The organism is Psychrobacter sp. 4Dc, assembly GCF_002836715.1.
Lineage (GTDB): Bacteria > Pseudomonadota > Gammaproteobacteria > Pseudomonadales > Moraxellaceae > Psychrobacter.
This window is the reverse complement of the sequence record NZ_PJAT01000093.1, coordinates 1-20,554: the sequence shown is the minus strand read 5'-3', so window position 1 is coordinate 20,554 and position 20,554 is coordinate 1. Positions and strand designations below refer to the sequence as shown.

20 protein-coding genes, 2 pseudogenes and 1 other annotated feature are annotated in these 20,554 nt (G+C 43.1%); of the genes and pseudogenes, 14 read left to right on the top strand and 8 right to left on the bottom strand.

Annotated features, from left to right (window positions below; all coding sequences use genetic code 11):
- Positions 1-54: 54 nt before the first annotated feature.
- Positions 55-1,398, top strand: a complete 1,344-nt coding sequence (locus tag CXF61_RS07200) for a lyase family protein (RefSeq protein WP_165597707.1) — start codon at positions 55-57, stop codon at positions 1,396-1,398.
- Here CXF61_RS07200 and CXF61_RS14260 read toward each other — a convergent pair.
- Positions 1,387-1,521 carry a hypothetical protein gene (locus CXF61_RS14260; protein WP_264755675.1) on the bottom strand — a complete coding sequence of 45 codons (135 nt, stop codon included), beginning with the start codon at positions 1,519-1,521 and terminating at the stop codon, positions 1,387-1,389. The two genes, CXF61_RS07200 and CXF61_RS14260, sit on opposite strands and share 12 nt — an antisense overlap.
- Positions 1,522-1,572: 51 nt before the next feature.
- On the opposite strand from CXF61_RS14260, the gene CXF61_RS07195 reads away from it, so the two are divergent.
- The 4 genes from CXF61_RS07195 to CXF61_RS07180 all read left to right on the top strand — a co-directional run bounded on the left by CXF61_RS07195 (position 1,573) and on the right by CXF61_RS07180 (position 5,163).
- Positions 1,573-3,078, top strand: coding sequence for an aldehyde dehydrogenase family protein (locus CXF61_RS07195; protein WP_165597706.1), 1,506 nt, complete (start codon positions 1,573-1,575; stop codon positions 3,076-3,078).
- Positions 3,079-3,397: 319 nt separating this feature from the next.
- Positions 3,398-4,261: a LysR family transcriptional regulator gene (locus CXF61_RS07190; RefSeq protein ID WP_165597705.1), complete on the top strand. Its 864-nt coding sequence runs from the start codon at positions 3,398-3,400 to the stop codon at positions 4,259-4,261.
- A 69-nt stretch (positions 4,262-4,330) separates the two neighbouring features.
- Positions 4,331-4,771 (top strand): transposase family protein, encoded by a 441-nt coding sequence (locus CXF61_RS07185; RefSeq protein ID WP_165597704.1) that lies wholly within the window; start codon positions 4,331-4,333, stop codon positions 4,769-4,771.
- Between the two features lie 11 nt (positions 4,772-4,782).
- Positions 4,783-5,163, top strand: coding sequence for a transposase family protein (locus CXF61_RS07180; RefSeq protein ID WP_264755676.1), 381 nt, complete (start codon positions 4,783-4,785; stop codon positions 5,161-5,163).
- Positions 5,164-5,213: 50 nt separating this feature from the next.
- On the opposite strand, the gene CXF61_RS07175 is transcribed toward CXF61_RS07180, so the two are convergent.
- Together CXF61_RS07175 and CXF61_RS07170 are read right to left on the bottom strand one after the other, a co-directional pair.
- A complete protein-coding gene (locus CXF61_RS07175) occupies positions 5,214-5,450 on the bottom strand; it encodes an IclR family transcriptional regulator domain-containing protein (RefSeq protein ID WP_165597702.1) in 237 nt (78 codons plus the stop codon).
- Positions 5,451-6,001: 551 nt separating this feature from the next.
- Positions 6,002-7,032 (bottom strand): annotated as a pseudogene (locus tag CXF61_RS07170) (integrase core domain-containing protein).
- Positions 7,033-7,573: 541 nt separating this feature from the next.
- On the opposite strand from CXF61_RS07170, the gene CXF61_RS07165 reads away from it, so the two are divergent.
- The 8 genes from CXF61_RS07165 to CXF61_RS07130 all read left to right on the top strand — a co-directional run bounded on the left by CXF61_RS07165 (position 7,574) and on the right by CXF61_RS07130 (position 14,223).
- The gene (locus tag CXF61_RS07165) at positions 7,574-8,176 is read left to right on the top strand and encodes a cytochrome b/b6 domain-containing protein (RefSeq protein ID WP_101211069.1); all 603 of its coding nucleotides are present in this window, start codon (positions 7,574-7,576) and stop codon (positions 8,174-8,176) included.
- Between the two features lie 38 nt (positions 8,177-8,214).
- On the top strand, positions 8,215-8,886 hold the full coding sequence (locus CXF61_RS07160) for a response regulator (RefSeq protein ID WP_101211070.1): 672 nt from the start codon (positions 8,215-8,217) through the stop codon (positions 8,884-8,886).
- A 60-nt stretch (positions 8,887-8,946) separates the two neighbouring features.
- A complete protein-coding gene (locus CXF61_RS07155) occupies positions 8,947-10,488 on the top strand; it encodes an ATP-binding protein (RefSeq protein ID WP_101211071.1) in 1,542 nt (513 codons plus the stop codon).
- A gap of 89 nt (positions 10,489-10,577) precedes the next feature.
- Positions 10,578-11,135 (top strand): PepSY domain-containing protein, encoded by a 558-nt coding sequence (locus CXF61_RS07150; RefSeq protein ID WP_025653060.1) that lies wholly within the window; start codon positions 10,578-10,580, stop codon positions 11,133-11,135.
- Complete coding sequence (locus CXF61_RS07145; protein WP_227502415.1) at positions 11,125-11,454, top strand: hypothetical protein; 330 nt, start codon at positions 11,125-11,127, stop codon at positions 11,452-11,454. Before CXF61_RS07150 ends, CXF61_RS07145 begins: the two co-directional genes overlap by 11 nt.
- Before the next feature lie 74 nt (positions 11,455-11,528).
- Positions 11,529-12,638 (top strand): FAD:protein FMN transferase, encoded by a 1,110-nt coding sequence (locus CXF61_RS07140; protein ID WP_160022937.1) that lies wholly within the window; start codon positions 11,529-11,531, stop codon positions 12,636-12,638.
- A gap of 63 nt (positions 12,639-12,701) precedes the next feature.
- Positions 12,702-13,385, top strand: a complete 684-nt coding sequence (locus CXF61_RS07135; RefSeq protein WP_025653057.1) for a ferric reductase-like transmembrane domain-containing protein — start codon at positions 12,702-12,704, stop codon at positions 13,383-13,385.
- 136 nt (positions 13,386-13,521) lie between these two features.
- Entirely contained in the window at positions 13,522-14,223 is a 702-nt protein-coding gene (locus CXF61_RS07130) for a VIT1/CCC1 transporter family protein (protein WP_025653056.1), read from the top strand.
- A gap of 31 nt (positions 14,224-14,254) precedes the next feature.
- Here the strand turns inward: CXF61_RS07130 and CXF61_RS07125 are convergent, their stop codons facing one another.
- The 5 genes from CXF61_RS07125 to CXF61_RS14255 form a co-directional block, all read right to left on the bottom strand.
- Positions 14,255-15,109, bottom strand: a complete 855-nt coding sequence (locus tag CXF61_RS07125; protein ID WP_165597701.1) for an SDR family oxidoreductase — start codon at positions 15,107-15,109, stop codon at positions 14,255-14,257.
- A gap of 77 nt (positions 15,110-15,186) precedes the next feature.
- Positions 15,187-16,143 carry a TauD/TfdA family dioxygenase gene (locus CXF61_RS07120; protein ID WP_025653054.1) on the bottom strand — a complete coding sequence of 319 codons (957 nt, stop codon included), beginning with the start codon at positions 16,141-16,143 and terminating at the stop codon, positions 15,187-15,189.
- Between the two features lie 173 nt (positions 16,144-16,316).
- Complete coding sequence (locus CXF61_RS07115; RefSeq protein WP_165597700.1) at positions 16,317-17,957, bottom strand: AMP-binding protein; 1,641 nt, start codon at positions 17,955-17,957, stop codon at positions 16,317-16,319.
- Positions 17,958-18,006: 49 nt separating this feature from the next.
- A complete protein-coding gene (locus CXF61_RS07110) occupies positions 18,007-18,858 on the bottom strand; it encodes a thermostable hemolysin (protein WP_165597699.1) in 852 nt (283 codons plus the stop codon).
- 526 nt (positions 18,859-19,384) lie between these two features.
- Positions 19,385-19,471, bottom strand: a complete 87-nt coding sequence (locus CXF61_RS14255; protein ID WP_240990549.1) for a DUF45 domain-containing protein — start codon at positions 19,469-19,471, stop codon at positions 19,385-19,387.
- Positions 19,472-19,553: 82 nt separating this feature from the next.
- On the opposite strand from CXF61_RS14255, the pseudogene CXF61_RS07100 reads away from it, so the two are divergent.
- Positions 19,554-20,304: pseudogene (locus CXF61_RS07100) on the top strand (transposase).
- Positions 19,829-19,943: a sequence feature (AL1L pseudoknot), on the top strand. (Overlaps the previous pseudogene by 115 nt.)
- Positions 20,305-20,554 lie beyond the last annotated feature (250 nt).

Genomic DNA, 20,554 nt, shown 5'->3' with positions numbered 1-20,554 from the left:
CATCTCGTTTGACTCTCCAAACTGACAATTGCAATCAATCAAGGATATCTAAAAATGTCGGAGTATCAGTATCGCGTCGAAGAAGACTCGATTGGTTGTCTTGAGGTCCCAATCAACGCTTTATATGGCGTACAGACACAGAGGGCCATACGGTTATATCCCTTAAATGGTGAAAAACCTTTGGCGGCTTATCCTGAGCTGTTACATGGGTTGCTAAAGGTAAAAAAACTGGCGGCTTTAATCAATATAGAAACAAAAGAAATCGACGCTGAGATGGGTCAAGCTGTTGTGGCTACTGTTGACTATCTACTTGAAAAAATGCCCGTGGAGCAATTTCAGGTGCATTCTTTTCATGGCGGCGGCGGCGTTTCTAGCAATATGAATCTAAATGAGGTTATTGCTAACGTCGCGAACCACGATACCTTCAATCAGCCGCTTGGCAGTTATTACCCCATACATCCCAATGATCATGTCAATCTCAACAACTCGACAAGTGATGTTTTGAACACTGCTTGTCATTTAGCAGTGATTGATAAGAGAAAAGAATTAACGGGGACATTGCAAGGGTTGATTGACACTTTTGAGGTGCAAGCTGATAAGTGGAAAGAGGTGTTAAAGCTTTCTCGTACATGCTTACAAGACGCGGTCGATATCAGTTTCTCCGATATGTTTGGAGGCTATCGCGCGCAGCTTAAGCGTCAAAAGCAACGGTTAGACAATAGTATCGATGAGCTTTACAAGATTAATTTGGGTGGCAATATTATTGGCCGCAAAGGAGATTGCTCTGATGCATTTTTTGACAAAATAATCGGCAATATAAATGAGATGGAAGCATCAGATCGTTTTGTGCACACCGATAATTTTTTTGATGCGTCTCAAAGTTATGATGATTTAGCGAAAGTGGCTGCCGATTTAGATCAACTTGCAAGAGCACTGTTACGCATTGCGAAAGATTTTCGGCTGATGGCATCAGGGCCAGAGACAGGTTTTGGTGAGATTATACTACCTGCTGTGCAACCTGGTTCTTCAGCCATGCCAGGAAAAATAAATCCAACTATCCCTGAATACTTGGTGCAGTGCGCTATGCAAGCTTGTGGGCATTGTTATGCGGTTCAGATGACGCAAGACCACGGTGAGTTAGACTATAGTCCTTGGCAGTCTATTATCATTAGTAACTTGCTCGATGCAATGTCAGTACTGACCAGTGGCATGCAGGCGTTTGATCAGCATTGTCTGTCTGGTATGGCGCCAGATATAAAGCGTAATAACGCTAACGTCAACACGCTTATCCCCACACTGATGCATCTTAAAAAAACCCATGGTTATTCATTTACCGCACGTGTCTACAAAGAAACAGGCGGAGACCTAGAAAAGATTAGAACGTATTTAGAAAAATAAAATACGATCAGAAGGATGAGTTTTTTGCACAACACTATGCGCTAATGCCAATTGCGACTCAACCAGTGTTCCTTCAGACTCATTAGTAATCGTGAAGATAGCAGCGAAAATGCTCTCTATCATGAAAAACCACGTTATAACGGAAAGTCACTTAAATAAAACATGGAGCATCACATGAATTCTAACGAAAATATCCCTTTATCTTGGGCTTATAACTGGCTCACCAGTCCTAAACGTCAGTATATTAATGGTGAATGGGTCGATGGTGCAAGCGATGTAAAGTGGGTCGTCACCAACCCTGCAAATCGTGAAGCACTATGCAGTTTTGAGATAGCTGATGCAGATCAGGTTGAATACACAGCGACTATGGCTAACCAGTGTCATGAGTCGGGCGTATGGGCAAAAATTAGCCGCCCACAGCGCGCCAATATGCTGCGTCAGATCGCCCAGTTGATTCGCGATAACACAGAAAAGTTATCAGTACTGGAGTCTTTACCTAATGGTAAGCTGTTTTCTGAGTCTATGGTAGATGATATTCCGACTTGTGCTGATATTTTTGAATACTACGCTGGCTGGACGGATAAATTTTATGGCGAAACTTCACCTGTTGAAGATGGTTTTTTAAACTATACGATAAAAGAGCCAATAGGGGTTTGCGCACTGATAGCACCTTGGAACTTTCCTTTATATCAGACCAGCTTAAAGTTAGCCGCCGCTTTATCTATGGGTAATCCTGTCATCATCAAGCCATCAGAATATACCCCATTAACGAGCATTTTTTTGGTAGAACTGATCGATGAGCATCTAGATTTTCCTAAAGGTGTGATCAACATGCTATTAACCAATGGCGAAATGGCAAATCAGCTTACCTTGAGCGACAACGTACACAAAGTTTCTTTCACAGGTAGTACTGACGTTGGCCGTAAAATCGTACAGAACTCAGGACTCTCTAATCTTAAGTCTGCCACTTTAGAGCTAGGTGGTAAGTCACCTTGTATCTTCTTTGAAGATACACCAGACCTAGATGGTGCGATTGACCGTGCCTTTACTGTCATGTTCTCCCATAAAGGTGAGAAGTGTTCAGAGCCGACTCGCTTTTTGATTCATGACAGTCTTTATGACCAAGTGGTTGATAAGTTAATCGTAAAGGCTAATGCTGTGAGGTGTGGCAATCAGTTTGATGAAACAGTCACTCAAGGGCCACAATGTAACGAAGCACAGTTCAATAAAATTTTAGAATACATAGAAATCGGTAAAAAAGAAGCCAAGCTTGTCGCTGGTGGTTATGCAGATACCGAGGGCGACAATGCCAATGGGTATTTCATTCGACCTACTATTTTCTCTGAAGTTAGCCAAGACTCACGCATTGCACAAGAAGAAATCTTTGGTCCTGTATTGTGCTGTACTCGATTCCATACGACCGAAGAAGCGGTAGAGATGGCCAATGCCACTGCCTATGGGTTAGCTGCAGGTCTGTATACCAGTGACGTGTCTCGCGCTCATCGTGTTGCAGAGCAGATTGATGCAGGTATGTTATTTATCAACCATTACGGCTGTTATGGACTTGCTGCACCGTTTGGTGGTTTCCGTCAGAGTGGTTGGGGTAAAGAGATGGCCATTCATTCGTTGTCTTCTTATACCAAAACCAAAGGTGTGTGGGTTTACTTTGGTGACGGTTAGTCGCTAAGCGTTAATGATTATAAGTTTCGCAGCCATGCTGTGGGACTCACCCTTCTGAAATAGTTTTGTTTTAAGGCCTGATATATTCAGGCCTTTTTGTGTTTAATAGTTTGTGACTGTTCAACACGCCCTAATGAGGGCTGATACGGATATTATCGTGAACAAAACAGCAAGTGGCTAGAATACTTAGGAATAGCCGTTTTTGAGAAAGTAGCGTAGTATTATTATTTCATAGTGGAATATAATAAGCCAAAAACTACGAATTGCTTATGATGCTACATAATCAAACTCTCAATATAGCTTTGCTTAAGGTCACTTTATGCGTTCATTGCCCGCACTGACATCGTTACGTGTTTTTGAAACAGCAGGAAAATGCCTGAGCTTTACTAAGGCCGCCAGTCAGCTGAATGTCACTCAAAGCGCCGTAAGCAGACAAATTAAACACTTAGAGGACTATCTGGGCGTTCCTCTGTTCGTGCGTCGTCATCATCGATTAGAGCTAACAGCAGCCGGTCAACAGCTATTAAGCAAGCTTGAGCAGTCTTTTAATCTGATGGAAACGGCCGTTCAAGAGTTAAGAGACCCCAATCAACGTCAAAAACTCACGTTATTATTCCCGCCAACATTTGCGACTCGCTGGCTCGCGCCAAGACTTGCTGATTTTCATATTCATTCTCCTGAATTACAGCTATCTATCCACAATAATGACAGTGAACATAATATTTTTGACTGCCATATACGTTTTGGACGTACTGCTCGGCCCAATCACTACAGTGAATTGATTATGCTAGAGCAACACGTGGCCGTATGCGCGCCTCATTTGCTAGAGCAAGCTAAGCAGCTAAACGGCAATTTATTACACATACTTCACGAAGGACAGCGGCTACCAGTATGGGAAAACTGGCTACAAGCAGCGGGTTTGACAGGAGAGGCGGATGTCAATGGAGGAATGGAATTCAGCACATTAGATCAGGTCAGCAATGCTGCTATTAATGGTGCCGGATTTGCTATTGTAGATAAGAGAATGATCAGTCATGAGCTCAAAATGGGTACGTTGGTACCTTTTAGTCAGATTGAAGTGAGCGGCCCTTATGGTTACTGGCTCGATATCAAAGCTGAACGCCAAGGGCTTGCTAAGGTGATCCGCTTTACAGAGTGGCTCAGGCAAGTCAGTCCTGATTAATTATAGACCTCTTGCAAAAGTAGCTTCAAACCTCAAAGAATATAACTGACCCCTAAATATTCAATAGATATGCCAAATATAGCCAAACTACTTGAACAGAGTGATGCAGGTTTTAAACGTTATACCGGCATCCACAAAGCCACTTTTGAGCAAATGCTAGAAGCCATGCAAGAGCATGAAGCTTCCAAGACCAAATCAGGTCGTCCAAGTGAGCTTAGCTTAGAGGCGCAGATTTTACTAGCACTGACCTATTGGCCTGAATACCGAACCCTTTATCATATTGGTGTGGACTTCAACGTTCATGAGTCCTCTGCCAGTCGCATTGTCAGAAAAGTAGAAGACATCCTTATACACTCAGGCAGATTTGATTTGCCACGAAAACTGCCACACGGTAAGCCTAAGGATGTCAATTGGTCAGCGGTCATCATTGATGCCACCGAAACGCCCATTGAACGGCCAAAAAAAACCAAAAACAGTACTACAGTGGAAAAAAGAAACAACATACCTTAAAAGCGCAAGTCATCGTACATTGGCAAACAGGACTGATATTGGATGTGCAAACCTGCAACGGTTCAGTACATGACTTTAGTCTTTATAAACAAACTTGTCCTGATTGGCTGCCTAGAAATACCAGCTACCTAGCAGACAGTGGTTACCAAGGTATAGCAAAGCTACATGATCAGACCTTTATCCCCTTTAAGAAACCAAAGGGCGGTGAGCTGTTAGCGCTTTGTAAACAGGCCAATCAATATCTATCAAAATTTCGTATTCTGGTTGAGCATAAAATAGGTCTGATTAAGCTATTCAAAATTGTGGCTGAACGCTACCGTAATCGACGTCAACGTTATGACTTAAGAATGAAGCTGTTCGCAGGACTGGTAAATTTCGAGCTTAATATCTGACTTTTGCAAGAAGTCTTATGTTCATTTTATTTAATAATGGATATTATAAGTCAGACAATCCTAGCTGATAGTTGTCTCGCTGCCTGAACCATGTTTTTTGAGTAGTTACGCGCATCTTGTGGATTTAATGTTTTACCGACAATTCCGGCACTAATTGCCGCGACGGCCTCATTACGTAGGTTGAGAATAGGCGTGGCGATACTGCTGACTTGACTGCCAACCTCATCATGAGTGACGGCATATCCTAATATTCTAGTCCGTTCTAAATCTTCCTGTATTTGTTCCATACTATCTTGAAGAGAGGGATTCAACTTCAGCTCTGCTTGGAAACAACTTGCCTGAAATTCAAACCCCAATATTAACAATATCACCTAAGTAAAATGCCAAATTAAAAAAGGTTACCGAGGCTATATTTGGTATAGCATTGGCAACCTTTTTTTTATGTTTTTAATATTTAAAAGTAAGTTTATACGTTCATTATAATCAGATTTTCAGTCCCTCGATAGCGAAGTCATCATCACCTAAGCAGTTATGTTCTGGCTAGTACATTGCAGTCGCTGAGAAACAGATCAAAAATACAAATATTTAGTGTAGGAGTAGGTTTTTAATCAACTGTCTGAGTAATCCGATGATGAATAGACCTTAGGTGCAGCCATAGTTTTCCAAGCCTAAATAGTACGTTTTACCGTACCTTGCCTTATATCAAATAAATATGCCTCAACATCACGAATAACAGAAATGCCTGAACCAGCTCATTCAGAACTAGTTATTGGCATACCTATTCTAAGTTTAATTCAAGTGGTAACCCACCCAAACCTAAGACACTAATCTAATAGAATTAAGCTGCGTGAAATAGTTTCTGCATTGGCGTAAAGCCGCCATTGCCCATGTTCGGGCGCTCGTTATTGTAGTGGTACAACCAGTGTTCTGCTTGTTCTCTGACTTGAGCTAAAGTAGTAAACAGCTCTTGGTTTAACCAATCATACCGCATCGTTCTATTATAGCGCTCTACATAAGCATTTTGCTGTGGATGACCAGGCTCAATATATCTGATAGCAATATCTTGCTCTAGTGCCCAGTCTTTGAGTGCATTACTAATGTACTCAGGACCGTTGTCACATCTCACTTGATCAGGCTTGCCTCGATATTCAATCAGCTGATTCAGACCGCGTATCACTCTTTGAGCAGGTAGTGAAAAGTCAATCTCAACGGTTAGCGCATCAGGCATAAAGTCCATGCTTCAGCTTTGATTGATACTATCAGGTACTGCTAGAGGTATGGGTTTGTCACGTTTAATACGGCGCTTGGGCTTGATTCTAAGGTTCAATTCAAGATCGCAGTAGATGCGATACACGACGCGTTTGTGGTTGTAGGGCAACCCCAGAAAGTTATACAGACTTAAAAAGCATAATCCAAAGCCCCAATTCTTATTCTTCTGCGTCAGATCTATTAATAAATCCGCTATTAGCTTGTTTTCATCAGAGGCAACTGACTTATGATAGTAGCAAGTGACGCTGATGTTAAAGATATGGCAAGCCCTGCGTATGCTAATAAAACGCTCTTCAAGGTAGTGACAAGCCATCTCACGGCGCCTTGATGGCGCTACCATTTTTTTGACATGACATTCTGTAATATGTCAGATTTAAGACATTCATCGGCATACATCTTCTTTAGTCGAGCGTTCTCAATTTCAAGCTCTTTAAGACGTGAGATTAAAGAGGCATCCATACCGCCGTATTTAGAACGCCAGTTATAAAAGGTGCTTTGTCCAATATTGTGGTCACGGCATAGCTCAGTGATAGGGACACCTTGCTCTGCTTGCTTTAAGATGTTGACGATTTGGTTGTCGCTAAAGCGGATCTTTTTCATAGGGTTCTTCTGCTGATAGTTTAGCAGTTAATCTCTATTTCTAAGCGTTCTTATTTATCGGGAGGATTGCCGGAGTATGCGCAGTACTGAAGGGATGGCCGAACGGATCGATCAAGGTTTGCAGCGACGCAAACGCTGGATATTGCCTGAACCTGTTTCGCACCTTGGCAGCTTACTGTAGCGAGTCGCACCGGCTCTGTACTTGCATCAGGTGCGTAAACGCTTTAAAGGCGAACTACGATAAATTAATTATTGGATTCGTCTCAGCTTTTATTCTAATATTGTGCCGTTTAAAAAATAATGTTGCTAGCAACGGTATTTTAAACGGTATTTTTTATCACCACCTAGAAATGTCATGACATATTACTCACTATATGAGTGTTTGGTTTTTAGCTTCCTAAGCTAGCCTTAAGGTTTGTTTGTTGTAATAGCAGTAGAGCAGATGATGTAACGTCTAGCCTACTAGCGGTATCTCGCCTAGGTTTGATGTTTAGCAATTATATCGTCAAAAAACAAACGAACTATTAGGGGAGTGATGACCATGAACCAAAACAGTACAACGAATCCGACCCACGAGTCTGATATATTGTTATCAAACATTCCTAAAACTCAGAAAGTACGAGTTTGGGATATTTTGGTCAGAGTGACTCACTGGGCCGTCGCGGCTGGTATCACTGCTAATTTGCTTTTTACCGAAGAAGGCAGTGAGCTGCATCAATATGTCGGTTATACCGTGGTAGGGCTAGTGGTTATCCGTCTACTTTGGGGATTTGTGGGTACACGTTATGCACGCTTTAGTAACTTTTTCCCCACGCCGTCTCGTATTAAACACCACCTATCTGATTTAAGTATCCGCCGTACAGATGAGCAGCATTTGGGTCATAATCCACTGGCTGCTATTATGATGCTGTCGTTATGGGCCGTGATTATAGGATTGGGCATCAGTGGTTATCTGATGGAAGCCAAAATTTTCGGTAGTAAAGATATCCTTGAAGAAATCCATGGAATACTAGCCAATAGTTTATACTTGCTGGTGCCGTTGCATATTATCTCTGCAATTGCCATGAGCTATTGGGAACGGCAAAATCTGATCAAGTCGATGATAACGGGTAATAAAACGGTGACGACGCGTCGCCCACAATAAAAACAAGATAGCAGGATACATAACGTAATAGGACAGTCATGGCACGCATACTATTAATAGAAGACGATAGCAATATTGCTGAAGGCCTCGTTGTTGGGCTAAAGAGCCATGGCATGATGGTTGATTGGTTTAGTGATGCTAGGCAAGGTGAGATGGCACTGCAAGAGGATATGTTTGACGCGGTGCTACTTGATTTGACGTTGCCAAGAGGGGATGGCATGACGGTGCTACAAAATTGGCGATACAAACAGTTAGACACACCAGTGCTGATCATTACTGCTCGTGATGCCATTGCCAATCGCGTGGCGGGACTCAATGCGGGCGCCGATGATTACTTGGTCAAGCCATTTGCACTAGATGAGGTGGTTGCCCGTCTGCAAGCATTGATACGGCGTAGTCAGGGACGGAGCCAACCTGAGATTCGTTATGGTGACGTCGCTTATTGGCCTCATAATCATCAGGTTTCTTATCAAGGGCAAGTCGTTGAGCTGACCATCAAAGAAGTGGCGATACTAGAGCAAATGCTGACCCATCCCAAACAGATACATAGCCGAGCGAGCTTAGAGGACAAACTCTATGGCTGGCAACAGGATATTGAGAGTAATGCGATTGAAGTACATATTCATCATTTACGCAAAAAGTTGGGCAATGACTTTATTTTAACCAAACGCGGTATCGGCTACTACCTCAATCCAGCACATAACCATTAATATATTTATAGTCAATTTGGCTTTCAACATACGAACAATATATGAGCAACATGTGAGCTTATGAAAAGTATCCAGCAGCGACTGTTCATCTCCTTACTCATTGGTCTGCCCTTGCTATGGCTTGTCACGTCGAGCTTTATTGCTTGGCGGTTGTGGCACGAAATCAATGAAATGAATGACACGCAAATCACCCAAGTGGTTCGTTACTTGATGGGTATCTCGGCTGATGACAGTGACTTAAAAGAGGTAGATTCCAAAGACGGGATTCCAAAAACTGGAGATTCAGAAAATAGTGATCAAGAAGACGATGACGACGATCATCATAAACAGAAGAGCGAACATGCTGCCAAAATATATAATTTAAAAAGTAAAGAGCTGTCAGGGGATCTTGGTGATGCGGAAGATGACTATATGGGCTTTGCTATTTGGGATAAAGAGGGACGACTATTAATGGCTGATGAAAACGGACAGTCGTTTTCTTTCCTGCCAGATCAGCGTGGTTTTATAGAAGAATACAACTCTGCTTATCAGCGTCTGAATCCCTTTAGCAAACGTTGGCGGTTGTTTTATGCGCACGATGACTATCATAGCGATGATATGCACGAAGGGCGTGTGATTGCGATTGGCCAAAATCTTGATTCTCGCCGAGAAATGATTGTTGAAGCGATGTCTGTACAAGTGCTGCCGATGTTAATTGGGCTGCTTTCCTTGATGATCTTGACTATCGGATTGATACGACACGGACTGATGCCATTAAGTCAAATCAGCGCCGAAGTGGAACAGCGCAAGCTGCAAGACGATCATCCGATCACAGCAGACGTCCCACAAGAGATTCAGCCTTTAGTGACCGCTTTAAACGTGTTGTTTGTGAAAGTGGCAGATACTTTGGCACGTGAACAACGCTTTACTGCTGATGCTTCTCATGAGCTGCGTAGTCCACTGGCTGCGCTAAAACTACAAGCAGACTTGTTACAGCAGCAGCTGTTACAGCTGTCGGGTATAGAAAACGACAGTCAACTGTTTTATCACACGCTAAAAATTAGCGATGGTATCGAGCGTGCCACCCATTTGGTCGATCAATTATTGGTTTTAGCCAAAATAGAGCCGCAACAGCAGTTGCCCCCTGAGCAATTAGAACGTCCAGACTGGCTGATGCTCACCGATACTGTGCTGAGTGACGTCAACCGCTTGGCGCGTGAAAAACACATTCAATTAAAACGCACCGTACACTGTGACAATCCTGCCGATATTTTGCCCATTCTTATCAATCCAGTATTATTTAAACTATTAATCCGTAACTTACTAGACAATGCCATTCGCTATTGCCCAGAGGGCTGCCAGATCGAACTGCAGTTGGATACTGATAGTATCAAAGTGGTGGATAATGGCTTGGGCGTAGAACCAGAACAGCTAGCACGCCTGAGCGAACGCTTCTATCGCCCAGCCGGTCAAACTCAAATAGGCAGTGGGCTAGGACTGTCAATCGCCAATCGAATCGCAGATCTGCACAACCTCACCTTAGCATTTGCCAACCACCCTCAACCAGAAACAGGCTTTGTGGTAACGGTAAGAAGTAAAAACGTACTCTCAAAACCATTGTAAAAAAATAAATCATACTGTCTTAAGCTTGAGTTAATATTCGGTGCGTATGCTACTCGTATTCCCTAATAACATTATATGGAGTACAACCTGTGAGCCTACCGCTCTTAAAACCACTATTATTAACTGTCGGTGCGACTTCCTTAGTATTCTTTGGTGGGGTTATTGCCTTAGCCGTGCAGTCTCCCGAACCTGCTAGTACTTTATCAGTAGCTGATCCCATCACTCAAAATGCTGACATCACACCTAACGCATCATCCTCATCGGTGCAGCAGTTACCTCTTGCTGCGCTTAGTCCTGCGCAAGCGACAGCACTGGCAAAACAAGACGCACCCAATGCGATATTGCAGGCCAATCCAGAGCTCATCAACTATAACGGTAAGGTCGCTTATGAAGTGCTATTAGATAATAGCGCCACTTATATTGACGCCAATTTAGGCACGGTTCTAAATCCGGTAGCGACCAATAATTATCGTGTTGAGAATTTTTATGAAGACTACGATGAAGATGATCGAGATGAGCATCATGATGACGACAGGGACGAAAATGAAAAAGTCGGCAAATACCGTGACGAGGATTACAAAAAGAGTGATCATCTAATCGCAACGAGCTACAAACACCATGAGGAGGAAGATGATTATGATGACTAATACACAATCAACGGCCCAAGCAACTCCAAAGAAACCTGCTAATAAGACGAGTAAAAAAGCTGATCCGTTCGCCTTTCTTAAAAGCAGTATCATGATTGCATCGATTGCAGGCACGATGGGTGGATGGTTATTTTTACTCAATCAAGAGACAGACAGCCCATCTGTGAGCGCCGTCACTGTAAATACTACAGATTCTGGGAGTGGTGAGCTAGCTGCTGCATCAATACCCATTGTTGACATCACACAGCTGAGGCAGGTCAATGAAGCTGCTCCTGTAGAGGCAATAACAGTCGTCGCCCGTACGCGTTCTTCTCAATAACCAGCAAATCAATAAATAAGCAAAGATGAGTAATTATTGAGCTTATACCCTATCGCAAAAAATGGAGTCTTCTGATGAGTAAGAACACGACAAAATTGGCGACTCTGAAACTGGCGGCGATGGGTTGCCACATTCAAATAACGTTAAACATTACCAAGATTGGCACACAGCACTCGCAGGAAATAATAGATCACCAAATTTCTTTGTTAAAAAGTGAAACTCAGCAGCGTTTAGCACGCTGGGAGCATATATTTAGTCGTTTCGATGAAACCAGTGAGCTCATGAGACTTAATAATCATACCGACCAATGGAGGGAGGTAAGTGCAGAGTTGTTTGAGGTCTTAGGTCGCGCCATATATTTTGTTGTAGAAACTCAAGGTCTCATAACCCCAACCTTACTCAAACCGCTCTGGGCTGCTGGTTATAGGCAGTCATTTGAAACCTTGCCAAAAATGTCTACGCCATCTATACCCGTAATTACCTCAAACTCTGGCTCAAATGCCGCCACATACTTACAAGCTCAACCCAATGCTAACAATCCTAATCAGCAAATAGACAGTATTCAGTGTCGCCGATTGGTTGATGGTCAGCATCAGATCTACCTGCCCGCTGGAATAGCACTTGATTTGAATGGTTATGTCAAAGGCTGGTGTGCCATGCAATTAGCTGAGCAGATTAGTCGAAGTCATGACTGGCAACTCCCTTGTTTGGTAGATATGGGCGGTGATATAGCAATCGGTGTCCCAAGAAGCCAAGCCCTAGATAATGCAATAGACAGTCCAATTGTTTGGGGCGTGGCAATTGCTAAACCTTACTGTGCTAATGGCGAGCATATGCAAAACGACCAAGATGTCGCAATTCTTACTTTGAGATCTGGTGCTGTCGCCACTTCTGGGCAAGATTATCGGCGCTGGTGGCATAAAGGTCGTTGGCAGCATCATTTAATTCACCCTCATTATTCCCGTCCGGCTATCAGTGATGTCCTGACAGCAACGGTCATGGCTGCGGATACTGTAACAGCAGAGGTATACGCAAAATATTGTGTGCTCCTCGGCGTTACAGAAGCAATAACATGGCTGAACCAGCATCATATTGCGGCGCTCTTAATTGATACGAATAACAACGTGATATCGTCCATTGCTATTGAGCCAAATTTGAGTGAGCCCAACTTGGTTGCCGTCTAACGACTCACGCTCTATACGCCAGATACCAATATATTAAGTAGATGCATTCATAGGAGTATCGTCATGCATACAGACAATCTTACTCACAGCCAGGCTACTTCTAATACGTCGCTTCTTGTTCAGGTTATGTGGATTGTATTGATTTTGAGTATTGCCATCGGAGTCGGCAGCTACATGCTATTGATGTGGGGAGAGACGGTCTCACAACTACTGACCGCCACAGATAAGCATTTTTGGTATTTATCACGGGCAAGTGGTGTGATTGCTTATGCTTTATTTTGGCTGGCAGTGGTTTTTGGTTTATTACTGAGTACACGCTTAGGAAAGCATTTTAATGCGGCTAGGGTATTTGCCTTGCATCAGTATTTAAGTCTGATAGCGGTAGGCTTTGCCGCTTTTCATGCTGGTATTTTATTGGCGGATAACTATCTAAATCTGCATATATGGCAGATTTTAGTACCTTTTGGTTTCCAGACTGATCGGGTGGGCGTGGCATTGGGACAGATGGGGTTTTGGCTGTTATTTATCTGTGCATTCAGTTTCTATATTAAGAAGTATATTGGTCAATCAGTGTGGCGATGGCTACACTTTTTGACCTTTACAGCTTATATGCTTATTAGCATCCATGTGTTTATGGTGGGATCTGACAGTCGAGCATTACCGTTGCTGTTATTTTATGCAAGTAGTCAGACATTGGTTTTTGTATTGACTAGCTATAGATTATTGATGATGAAACAAGTCAAGTGACTATTTAATTGGCAATTCGATTGACCGTTCAAATGACTATGTATGGAGCGTTATAGTATCAAGCGGTATAAACTGCAGTGATATTATAAGCTACACTAGGATATACCAATCCGTGTCTATACCTTTTAAGGATTTTATGCATCATTATTCTATTCATGACGAAGCACATTTGAGCAATCGCAATCATTGGTTGAGGGCAGCAGTGCTGGGTGCGAATGATGGTTTGATTTCGACAGCCAGTTTATTGGTTGGGGTAGCGGCTGCCAGTCCAAGCAGTCAGACATTGCTGTTGACTGGCATGGCCGCGTTGACCGCAGGTGCGTTGTCGATGGCGGCTGGCGAGTATATTTCTGTCTCATCACAAGCGGATACCGAAAAGGCGGATCTCGATAAAGAGAGACATGAGCTGACGCATAATGCTGAGCGTGAGCTAATAGAGCTCACAAAAATTTATGAAGCGCGGGGACTTGAGCATGATTTGGCACATCAAGTGGCCGTAAGCTTGACTGAGCACAATGCCCTGGAGGCCCATGCTCGTGATGAGATAGGCTTAACGGATCTTAGTGAAGCGAAGCCTATTCATGCATCAGTTGCCTCTGGACTATCATTTATAGCGGGGGCGATACTACCGATCATTGGGATACTACTATTACCAGCGGAAACACTGGTTTGGTCACTGGCCTCTTTGACGATAGTAGGCTTAATGCTACTTGGGATCATCTCTGCTCGTTTGGGCGGTGCGCCTGTTGTTCCTGCTACTACTAGAGTAGTAGTTTGGGGGGTACTAGCTATGGTAGCAACCTCATTGATTGGCCGCTTATTTGGCGTGGCCATTTAACAACATACTCACTCCATGACAACCTAACTGGTTACTGTCCTTTTTTAGCGTATTGTTTGATGGTGGGTAGGTCTTTGACAATGGCATTGCCAACAATGTTGGGAAACAGTCGATTGAGCCATGCAAAAAAACGCTCGGGAAACCCCAAATGCTGATGCGCCTGCTTGGTTGATATAAAGCGAATCAACGCTTTTGCGACGGTCTTAGGCGAGTCCATTTTCACTTTCAATGCCTCATTCATGGCGACGACTGCATCTTTATTCATGGTGGTCTTGGTGGCTCTAGGCGCAAAATATCGAAACTTCACTGAGGTGTCGGCATACTCGCGGCCTAACGCTTCACTTGCGCCGCGTAAGGCAAACTTGCTAGCGCTATAAGCACTAAAACCTGGGTAGCCAATACTGCCAAAGGTTGAGCCAACACTGATTATTTGGCTCGGACTATGCTGTGCTATCAAGATAGGCAGTAGTCTTTTTATGAGCTGTAGTGGATACGCCACATTGACCAACATCATCTGTTCGATCGTATCATCACTTTGATCCGTGAGTAATGCAAAGTCATTGATACCTGCATTGAGTATGACAGTATCAATGACGTTTCCATGGCCTTGTGTCATTTCACCCAGCCCCTCTAACAGTAGCGATTGCGACGCCTGCGAGCTTAAGTCACATGTATGAGACAGAAGCGGGACATCAGGATAGTCTTTGGTCAACTCATCCACTAAATGCGTCAAGGTTTGATTGTTACGCCCGATCAAGATTACCGGTCGATTATTGGCACATAATTGCCGTGCGATCTCTTGTCCGATACCACCCGTGGCACCAATTAGTATGGTGTATTGCAGGGTAGACTGTATTAGGGCTGATTGACCATTAGGTAGTGTCATGATATCGCATCCTTGTTGAACAATTATTATTAAAGCATGGATTATTGAAGCACGGATTGTAGTGATATGCGCTGTTGCTAATCGTCTGAGTGATTAATGCCATGCTTAATTCCAAGACCCATCGCAATATACAGCTTACGCTCTGCTAAGGGCACGTCAATTTGTCGACGACCATGCATGATGCGTTTGTTGTCTAGTATCACCACATCACCATTTTGCCACGCAATTTCTTGAGTATGCACTTCACAGATTCGAGTCAGCTTGGCTATTAGCTCATCATCAACGCTTTGACTATTCGCTAGGGTGAACTTAGGTTTTTCATAGTTAAATGATGGCCCAAGTAATGTGTTTGCAAAGGCGAACTGCCCGCTTAAGTTGTCCTCTCGGATAGCAGGTACCTGTAACACGTACCGAACGCCGCCATCTGTCTGAGGCTCTACATGATGCGTTAACGTCTTGCTCGTCGTCGCAGCGATAAATTTATCTAAATCATCCAAGCTTATTTGATCAGCGGCATCAGTTCTGCCGGTCGCAGTAGCCACGTAATTTTGCCAAATTGCTTGAGGTAAATAGCGACTGATACGCATCGGCTGACTAAAAGTGGCTTTTAGCTCAGGTGATAGTGCTTGATACACAGCATATCCATCACATATCGTTGTTTGTGAGCCTTTTTTGGCGCTTAACTCACTAAAAAAGGCAATGACATCAGGTGGCATCGGCGTATTGCCATTTTCGATATGTAGTCCAATAGCATGCGCACCTGCGTCCACTTTTTGGGCTTCAGAAGTGATGTTTTGACGGGCAGGATCATAGGTTAAGGTCTGACACAGTTGACTCATCAACTGACTAAACGTGTCCACATCGTAGTGATGACCTCGAAGTAACATCCAACCATGGGTTTTTAAGGCCGTTAAAATATCAGAGGTCTTAGGTAATGATACGCTGGCAGACACTTGAGAGGTTAGTACCTCAGGAGTGTCAATTTCGATAACGTCACTTTTTATCAAATCATTTAGCATAAGAGTGGTTTGCATAATGCTGTCCTATAACGATAAGTGGTAAAAATATATGTAGGCTAACGGCTAGCTTGGATCTATTTAGGTTTGGTCTATTTATGTACTATCTAAACGGTCAACGGCATTTTTCCTACTATGTTTTATTAAAAGCTTAGTAACAGAGTCTGTTGTGCTGCTGGTGAGAGTGTCCGTTATAAGCCGAGTGCTGATTTATAAGTCTCAAGAATTTGTAGTCGTCGCAATTTACCGTTATCGGTTAATAATCCATTGTCAGTGCTGAAAGGTAGCTCGGCTAGATGCCACTGTTTGATACGAGCATAGTCAGGCAAGGTTTGGTTTACGATATCTAGTGCTTGTTTGATAGCAGATTGTAAATCACTGCTATCTGCTGATGCCGCGTTAGGGTTGGCGACTATCACCGCAGATAGATAAGGCTCACCATCTCCGAGTACCGCTACCTGATAAATAATAGGCTGCGTTAGGAGCTGCGCTTCTACCCATTCAGGAGAGATATTGCGTCCAAAACTACTGATGAGCACGTTTTTGCGTCGACCCGTAATGTATAAATATCCGTCGTCATCTAGATGACCGATATCCCCTGTGGCAATGATGCCATTGTCTTCGTTGCTATTGTCATGGTTTAAGTAGCCTTGCATCGCATTGCCTTTGACCATTACTTCGCCACTATCTGCGATGTTAACTGACGCATGAGGCATGGGTTTGCCTACACTGCCTTCACGCTTTGCTTTTGGTGTATTGAGACTGACCACAGAGCCGCATTCAGACAGGCCATAGCCCTCATAGACAGGCAAGCTTAGTGCATTAGCCTCTTGTAGTAATTGAGGGGAGACTTTGCCGCCACCGACTGCCATAAATCTTAATGATGGCAAAGTAGTACTAGGCGTACACTCGCCACTAGTGCTTGTGCAAATTTGGGATTTTTCATTGGCTACCATGTGCTCGCAAATTGCTTTTAGCATTTGTGGTAATAAAATAACGCTGGCGATATCATGGGCTCGTACGATTTTTATCAGCCGCTCGGCGTCAAATGCTTGATTGGATAACAATCCAAATTGATCAATCTGCCCTGTCACCAAGGTACGCCCCATATATAGGCTCACGTAGACGCCTGCCACGTTTTCTAATAAAGTGGCAAAAGGCAACACACTTAAATGACCAAAATTGCTTGTGGTATCGGTAACTTGTGAAGTGTTAGAGGTATCGTTTACCAACGTATCAGCCAGCGCGTCCGATAAAGACTCGACAATACGCATTAAGGTGTCTTGACCCAAACATACGCCTTTTGGCATACCGGTACTGCCTGAGGTGTAAGTGACTTTGCAAAAATCGCTGGCAATAGGGGGCGTTTGAGAGGTGAGGGTATTGTCAGTAAGTTGATAAAATCTGCCTGTGATATGATTCGACTGCTCAAGCTTTAAAGCTTCTATTTCTGGCGTATCAGCAATCACCCAATGATCCATATTATCTATGACTGGCAGTGCTAAACCTACTCCAACATATACCATCTCTATCTGTGCATCTTGTAGTAAATGGGCAATTTGCGAGGCACTAAAAAATAATGGAATTGGCACAACGATTGCGCCGACGTAACTCAGTGCCAAATCGAGTATCACCCAATCTATATCATTATGCGCATATAAGGCGATACGCTTGCCTTGCCATGTCTCTAATGTTTCATGAAGCGCTGACAACTTGCGTTGGAGCTGGCCATAAGTCAGACTGATCGTTTTATCATTGTCTATGGTTTTTATCGCCACCTGCATGGGTGACTGGCGAGCATGCTCACATATCGCGGTATAAATGGGTTTCATATTGTTCTCACTGTCTTGTAATTGTGCAGTGTTAGGGGTTAAGTAGATGCTAAACGGCTATCTTATTTAGCGTCAAACGAGTGGCATAATTCATCTCTAACGTTTCGTTATAGCGATAATGAGGGGCGCATACCCGCTTAGCATCTGCCACATTGATGGCGACCACCAAAGGGTTGTGCTGATAGTAATGGCCCCATGATGATACTTGCTCAGGGTCTTCTAGCGCTTCTGCAGTGGCCTTGGCAATAACATGGCTGCGAATGCCCATATGCGCCAATATATGTCGCACAGCATCGGTGCCAGTACACACTACCCAGTCTGCTTTGGTTTGGTATTCATGAGTCGTAGGATTCAGGGTAGGGGTAGATAAATAAAACACCAAAAATGCTATCATAAGCCGCGCGCTACCAGCACAACCTGATGCTAAATTGCCAATCTCAAAAATGCGCTGACGATTGACTGGCTCGCCTGCTACTCTACTGATCTCATTTTGTATTGGCGTGTTTAAATACTGCTCTAAAAATATCTTATCTTCACAGATAGATTTTAGACCGATAGCAACGCTCGTGCCTTTAAACGCGGGCAAAGTATCATCGTCAGCGGATAACCAATCGCCATAGGATGGCATATCGGCAAAACCTGAAAACAAAATAGGCATAAAGTAGCTTAATCTAGCGTGATGGATGTACTCATATATTTGTTTGATGAATGCTTGGGCATCTTGATTTTGAGTATATGAAGTAGGCGATGTCGCTATTGGAATTTGAGTGCTGGCGCGTATATATAGGGATGAAGGTATTCCTTGCACCTCCAATATTGACATTGGCTTAACGGCTTCAATATAGAAGGTCGTATTTAGAACATTCTGCAAGGTATGAGTGCTATCAATAGATAATGACATCAGCTGTCTCCAAATGGCTAAAAGCTTTTAGCACGATTAACATCATGGAAGCATGATAAAGGAGCAACCTTAACTGAACCTTAAGGTTGTATCGTTTTTAACAATCAAACCCCGGTATTGACAAACCCCAATATTAAGCACATCAACTAAGTAAAATACCAATTAAAGAAAGGTTGCTAACACTATGCAAAATATAGTGTTGGCAACCTTTTTTACTTCTATAAAAATCAGTCACATCGTATATGAATTTATGATATTGATATTCTTATAACCGCACTAATGAGGTGGTTAGCATCTGACAAATCTCAAGCCAGCCTATATCTAGCTTAAAAGTAGCGAATCTATATATCTGATCAGACAATAAGATACTACTCTCGCTGTTGCCAGTCATTTTGACCTACAGGCAACCGATCAAGTAAGTCACGTCTCGATCTCCAGTCAGATATGTGTGTATCTAATAATGCTTTAAATCTATCGTTGTGCTATCGTTCCTTAAAGTGTAATAACTCATGCACGATAATATACTCTAAACCGGGAAGGGCTTTTTAGCCAATTCAAGATTAAGTAATATTCGCCATTGCTCGATATTGCAGCTACCCCATTTAGTTTTCATCTTTTGTACTTGCTAGCCACAGACAGTCCCATTGAACCGCCCCGAGATTGTCGGAGACTCAACATTCTGAGAGAATACGACAATGAAAAGACAAACCTACACTCCTGAGATTAAAGAACGCGCCGTTCGCATGCTGATCGAAGCAGCAAACGACTATCCCTCTACATGGTCAGCCATTCAAGCCATTGCCCCTAAGATTGGCTGTACGCCTGAAACCCTACGATCATGGCATAAAAAACACATCGATCAAACTATTCCTGCCTCAGTGCAAGCGCAAAGCGACAAAGAACGCATCAAAGAGCTTGAACGCGAGAATAAAGAGCTCAAGCAAGCTAATGAAATCATCAGAAAGGCTGCGGCTTTTTTCGCCCAGGCGGAGCTCGACCGCTGACTAAAATCATGATTCAATTCATCGACGACAATAAACATCTTTATGGGGTCGAGCTGATCTGGTAATGGCAGCATTAAATCAAGCGATAACAGATAGAAACAATCCCAAAGATGTGATTCATCACAGTGATCGAGGGGTTCAGTACTTATCTATTCGCTATACCGATAAGATGACGGACTGCGGCGTGATTGCTTCTGTTGGTACAACAGGTGATTCATACGACAATGCACTGGCTGAAACGGTCAATGGACTCTATAAATCTGAAGTAATTGACTATTTAAAGCAGAACTGGACTGGTGTGAACGATGTTGAACTGGCAACCCTTGAGTGGGTGGACTGGTTTAATAAAACCCGTTTACATGGCACGATTGGATATGTGTCACCCTTTGAGTTTGAAAAGCGGTATTATGATAATTTAACCCTGTCAGGCATCGCTGCCTGACTCAAGTAAATCACTCTCCGATAAAGTCGGGGCGGTTCACATCGATCTGACCAGACCAGACTATTTATTGATTAAAATCTCTCAAGTTAATGTCTACAGATTTGACAGCAGAGGTCAATAAACACTATTTATAGACTCGTAATATTATAGATAGTCGCAATGAATAATTTTCAAATATATGTATATAAGCCAATTATTTTGAAACTATCTTACCGGCCACACCATTCATTCGATATTTTTTAATATCCCA